The 4955-nt window shown below is 67.2% G+C and carries 5 protein-coding genes; 1 reads left to right on the forward strand and 4 read right to left on the reverse strand.

The window, feature by feature from the left end; all coding sequences use genetic code 11:
• Window positions 1-120: 120 nt before the first annotated feature.
• The 4 genes from xylB to GCN74_RS28010 all read right to left on the reverse strand — a co-directional run bounded on the left by xylB (window position 121) and on the right by GCN74_RS28010 (window position 4140).
• On the reverse strand, window positions 121-1596 hold the full coding sequence (xylB, locus tag GCN74_RS27995) for a xylulokinase (RefSeq protein WP_152259684.1): 1476 nt from the start codon (window positions 1594-1596) through the stop codon (window positions 121-123).
• A 134-nt stretch (window positions 1597-1730) separates the two neighbouring features.
• Complete coding sequence (locus tag GCN74_RS28000; RefSeq protein WP_226939274.1) at window positions 1731-2264, reverse strand: GNAT family N-acetyltransferase; 534 nt, start codon at window positions 2262-2264, stop codon at window positions 1731-1733.
• Complete coding sequence (locus tag GCN74_RS28005) at window positions 2261-2779, reverse strand: GNAT family N-acetyltransferase (protein WP_152259685.1); 519 nt, start codon at window positions 2777-2779, stop codon at window positions 2261-2263. Before GCN74_RS28005 ends, GCN74_RS28000 begins: the two co-directional genes overlap by 4 nt.
• A gap of 86 nt (window positions 2780-2865) precedes the next feature.
• Window positions 2866-4140 carry an amidohydrolase family protein gene (locus tag GCN74_RS28010; RefSeq protein ID WP_152259686.1) on the reverse strand — a complete coding sequence of 425 codons (1275 nt, stop codon included), beginning with the start codon at window positions 4138-4140 and terminating at the stop codon, window positions 2866-2868.
• Between the two features lie 383 nt (window positions 4141-4523).
• Between GCN74_RS28010 and GCN74_RS28015 the strand changes: the two genes are divergently transcribed.
• Window positions 4524-4955 (forward strand): phasin family protein (locus GCN74_RS28015; RefSeq protein ID WP_193317303.1); only part of this gene is annotated, 432 nt, incomplete at its 3' end.

Consider the following 4955-nt stretch of genomic DNA (forward strand, 5'->3'; position numbering starts at 1 on the left):
ACCGTGATGGGGATTGGACGGCAGATGGGGGGCAAGTTTGCGCCACTGCTTTTCAGTAAGGTCAGTTCGGCTCATCGTCCTATGACCATTCAACCCTAATTAAGTTCAGTCAGACAGACCCTAGCGCGCCGCCTCGGCCGCGCCCGCGAACTCCGCGCGCAGCAGCGGATACAGGCGCCGGTAGCGCGCCAGGCGCCCGTCCAGCACGCCGGACGCCTGCGGCGCGATGCTTTCCTGCACCGCGGGTCGCGTGCACACCTGGGACGGCGGCAAGCCCGTCACCGCCATCTGCGCCAGGCGCGCCGCGCCCAGGGTGCCGCCCGCCACGCCGTGGTCGTGGCGCAGCACGTGCAAGCCCGAGACATCCGCGCACAGCTGCGCCCAGAAGCGGCTGCGCGAACCGCCGCCCACGAACGACGCTTCGCGCAGTTGCGTACCGGCGCTGCGCAGGGCCGCATTGCCGTCGGCCATGGCAAAGGCCACGCCTTCCATCACGCTGTAGGCCAGCTCCGCGCGGCCGTGTTCCGTCGACAGGCCAAAGAACACGCCGCGCGCCGTGGCGTCATTGTGCGGCGTGCGCTCGCCGCTCAAGTACGGCAAAAAGATGGGCGCCGTGCGCGCCTCGACGCATTCGGCCAGGGTCACCAGTGCTCCGATGTCGGCCGATTGCGTCAGCCGCGCCACCCAGGCGAGGCTGGAGGCGGCACTGAGGATCACGCTCATCTGGTGCCAGCGCCCGGGCAGGCAATGGCAGAACGCATGCACGCCCTGGCCCGGATTGGGCGCGAAGCCGTCGCTGCCGGCAAACAGCACGCCGGACGTGCCCAGCGACAGCAGGCCGGCGCCCGGCTCCACCACGCCCAGGCCCACGGCGGCAGCCGCGTTGTCGCCCGCGCCGCCGGCCAGCAGCACCGCGTGCGCGATGCCCCATTCCTGGCACAGGGACGGACGCACCTGCGCGGCGGCGGCGCTGCCTTCGACCAGGCGCGGCATGTGTTCGCGCGTCAGACCTGTCGCCGCCAGCATGCGCTCGGACCAGTCGCGCCTGGCCACGTCCAGCCACAAGGTGCCGGAAGCGTCGGACATGTCGGATACATACTCGCCCGTCAGGCGCAGCGCCACGTAGTCCTTGGGCAGCAGGACCTTTGCCGTGGCGCGGAACAGCGGCGCTTCGTGCTTTCGCAGCCACAGCAGCTTGGGCGCCGTGAAGCCCGGCATGGCCTGGTTGCCCGTGATGGCGCGCGACCCGGGCACCAGCGCCTCGAGTTCCGCGCATTCGGCAGACGCGCGCGTGTCGTTCCACAGGATGGCCGGGCGCAGCACGTGCTGCTGCCTGTCGAGCAGGGTGGCGCCATGCATCTGGCCCGACAGCGCGATGCCGCGCAAGCCGGAAAACGCCACGGGCTGCGCGGCGCGGATGGCGGCGATGACGTCCAGGGTGGCGCGCCACCAGTCTTCGGGATGCTGTTCCGACCAGCCGGGATGGGGGCTGGCGACGCGCAGGGCCACGCCGCTGCAGGCGAGGATGGCCTGCGCGTCATCGGTGAGGATGGCCTTGACTTCGGAAGTGCCGATATCGATACCGAGATAGGTCACGATGGTTCCATGAAAAGTGAATGGGCGGCCGCGCGCGGCGGCGACGTCACCGTATGGTAATCGCCCGGCGCCGCCGGCAGCTCGCCTTTCCGCATACTTTTCCGCACTTTGCCGATACGCGCCAGCCAGCGCCGTCAGCCGTGCTGGCGGAAGTCGCGCCGATAGACATTCGTGTCCTTGCCATCGGGCGGCAGCCGCGCAAAGCGTTCGAAACGCAGTCCCAGCTTGTTGAGCAGATTATTCGACGCCTGGTTCTGCGGCGAGGTGATGCCGTACACGGTGGGCAGGCCCAGCACGTGCTGCGCATGGCGCATGACGGCGGCAGCCGCCTCGTAGGCATAGCCCTGCCCCCAGTAGGCGGGCAGGAGGGCGTAGCCGATGTCGGGCCCGGGCAGGCTGGCGCGCAGTATCAGGCCGCAGATGCCCATGGCCATGCCGTCGCTGCGCCGTTCGACGATGCAGAAGGAATAGCCATGCTGGCGGAACTGCGCCATCGCGCCCGCTTCCAGGGCTGCGCGGGCCGCTGCCACGGTGTGCAGATTGCGCTGGCCGATATTGGCGACCCACGACGGGTCGTTGACCAGCTCCAGGTAGAACGCCGCATCGTCGGCCGCGACGGTGCGCAGCCGCAGCCGCGGCGTCTCGATGACCGTCATGGCGCCGCTCATGCGGGCCACTGCATCGGATCGCTGAGCAGCTGGTACATCACGTAGGCGTCGACATAGCCCAGCTGCGCGTGGCGGTAGGCCAGCGGCAGGGTGGCGACCACGCTGAAGCCCAGCTTTTTCCACAGGGTGACGGCAGCCAGGTTGGTGCTGACGACGAAGTTGAACTGCATCGCCAGGTAGCCCGCGCGGCGCGCTTCTTCCATGCAGTGCACGCCCAGCAGGCGGCCCACGCCCACGCCCTGCGCGGCCGGGTCGACCATGAACGAGGCATTGGCCACGTGCGCGCCGTGGCCCGGCTGGTTCGCCACCAGCTTGTACATGCCCAGCAGGCGCTCCGTGCCCATCATGGCGACAAAGCTTTGCACGCCGGGGCCGAACCAGTAGGCGTGGCACTCTTCGCGCGAAGTATCGGCGGGGAAGGTGTAGGTGTCGCCGCCGGCCACCAGCGTCTGGAAAATCGGCCACATGGCCTCGAAGTCGGATTCCTGGGCGGGACGGATGTCAATTTCTTTCAAGGTAAAGCTCCGGCAAACAAGTTACGCTGATTGTCAGTGATTTGGACAGGGCCGTCCAGCCGTGCACGCGCGCAGGCGCGCCGGCGTCAACGCCCCAGGCGGAAATCCACGCTGCCGGGACGCCCCGGCAGGTGCAGGCGCGATTGCGCGCGCGGCGCCTCGCTGACGATGCTCCCCCGCCGCAGCACCAGGCGCCGCGCCGCGCGCAGGCGCAGCGCTTCGACGGTACTGCCGCAATCGAGGATCAGCAGATCCGCATGGCAGCCGGGCGCGATGCCGTAGCCGTCCAGGCCCAGGATGCGCGCCGGCGTCTCGGTGACGGCCAGGAAGCACTCGTGCATCGCTTGCTGGCCCGTCATCTGCGCCACGTGCAAGCCCATGTGCGCCACTTCCAGCATGTCGCCCGAACCCAGGCTGTACCACGGGTCCATCACGCAGTCGTGGCCAAAGGCGACGGGGATGCCGGCCGCCAGCATCTCGGGCACGCGCGTCATGCCGCGCCGCTTCGGATACGTATCGTGGCGCGCCTGCAGGGTGATGTTGATGAGGGGGTTGGCGATGGCCGCCACGCCCGCCTCGCGGATCAGGGGCAGGAGCTTGCTCACATAATAATTGTCCATCGAGTGCATGGACGTCAGGTGCGAACCCGCGACCCTGCCCTGCATGCCCAGGCGCTGGCTGTGGAAGGCCAGGGTTTCGATGTGGCGCGACAGCGGATCGTCCGACTCGTCGCAATGCATGTCGACCATCAGGCCCCGCTCGCAGGCGAATTCGCACAGCAGGCGCACGGATTCCGCGCCGTCGGCCATCGTGCGCTCGAAATGCGGGATGCCGCCCACCACGTCGACGCCCATGCCAATCGCGCGCTTCAGGTTGTCGAAGGCGCCGGGGCTGCGCAGGATGCCATCTTGCGGAAAGGCCACCAGCTGCAGGTCCAGGTAGGGCGCCACCTGGCGTTTCACGTCGAGCAGCGCTTCCACGGCCAGCAGGCGCGGGTCGCAGATATCCACGTGCGAGCGGATGGCCAGCAAGCCGCGTGCCACGGCCCAGTCGCAATACTGCAAGGCGCGTTCCACCAGTGCGTCCTGCGTCAGCTGCGGTTTCAGCTCGCCCCACAGGGCGATGCCCTCCAGCAGGGTGCCCGACGCGTTCACGCGCGGCAAGCCATAGCTGAGCGTGGCGTCCATGTGGAAGTGCGCGTCGACGAACGGCGGCGTGACGAGGTCGCCGGCCGCATCGATCTCCCGCGCGCCCGTCACGGGCAAGGCGGGGCCGACGGCGGCGATGCGGCCGCCCCCGATGGCGATATCGATGGCGCGGCGCCCATCGGGCAGGCTGGCATTGCGGATGACTAGGTCCATGCGGACACTCCTTCGGTTGACTGCGGTGCCTGGCGCTTCCAGCTGATTGCCATCTTATCCACTTCCCCGCAATGTTGCAGTGCAAGAATGGAGCTACTCCCAAAAGCGTAGCCATAGATTCGTTGGCAACACCTTGCGCGTGCGCAAACTTCCTGCAAATGCTGCCGGGCCCATGAATAGGGCGGGCAGGCGCCGCACGGGCGGAATAAAATAACTTTCAACTAACTCGAATCACCGCTAGAATATTCATATTGCGTTGCATCATAATCAGGCTCTGACCAGTTACCCAGCACGCTACCCACTTTACAAAACGCGGCCAACTCTGGTTTTCGGGATTTTGCAGAGCGTTTTGCCAGCATTTTAATCCGTACAAAGGAGTAAATATGTTTCCGCTTCCAGAACAAATTTCCAGCGCCGCCAAATCGCAACTGGAAAGCCAGCTGCAGATCTTCAGCACCCTGACCAGCAAAGTCTTCGAAAGCGCCGAAAAGATCATCGCCCTGAACCTGAACGCCGGCAAGGCGGCCCTGTCGCAGACGGCGGAAACGGCGCAGCACCTGCTGGAAACGCAAGATCCGCGCGATTTTTTCAGCTACAGCACCAGCCAGGCGCAACCGAATATCGAAAGCGTGCTGGCGTACAGCCGCCAGCTGTTCGGCATCGCCTCGAGCACCCAGGCTGAATTGCTGGCCTCGGCCAAGGCCCGTCTCGATGCGGCCGTCCCTGCCGCCGCTCCCGCTGCCGTCGCCGCCAAGCCCGTGCTGGCCGTCGTCGCGCCCGCACCGAAGCCGGCCGCCGCGCCCGCACCGGTGCCC

Source organism: Janthinobacterium sp. FT14W, assembly GCF_009208755.1.
Classification (GTDB): Bacteria; Pseudomonadota; Gammaproteobacteria; order Burkholderiales; family Burkholderiaceae_D; genus Janthinobacterium; species Janthinobacterium violaceinigrum.

Coding starts and splice junctions, on each gene's coding strand:
- GCN74_RS28000 (WP_226939274.1), bottom strand. CDS start 2,264: ATGAGCGGCGCCATGACGGTCATCGAGACGCCGCGGCTGCGGCTGCGC.
- GCN74_RS28010 (WP_152259686.1), bottom strand. CDS start 4,140: ATGGACCTAGTCATCCGCAATGCCAGCCTGCCCGATGGGCGCCGCGCC.